Raw genomic sequence first — 238 nt, 5'->3', positions numbered from 1 at the left:
ACGCCATTCATGCAGGTCGGTATTTAACCGACAAGGAATTTCGCTACCTTAGGACCGTTATAGTTACGGCCGCCGTTTACTCGGGCTTCGATCAAGAGCTTCGCATTGCTGCTGACCCCATCAATTATCCTTCGAGCACCGGGCAGGCGTCACACCCTATACATCCACTTACGTGTTAGCAGAGTGCTGTGTTTTTGGTAAACAGTCGGGAGGGACTCTTTGTTGTAAGTTTCCTTGC

The 238-nt window shown here is 50.0% G+C and carries 1 rRNA gene; it reads right to left on the bottom strand.

Features of this window, described 5'->3' with window-relative positions:
- A 23S ribosomal RNA gene (locus tag KJQ99_RS10295) occupies window positions 1-238 on the bottom strand; the annotation flags it as partial.

Source organism: Campylobacter sp. 2018MI13 (assembly GCF_018501135.1).
In the GTDB taxonomy this organism is placed as follows: Bacteria; Campylobacterota; Campylobacteria; order Campylobacterales; family Campylobacteraceae; genus Campylobacter_E.
The sequence above is the reverse complement of the archived record's forward strand: the minus strand, read 5'-3'. Positions and strand labels throughout refer to the sequence as shown.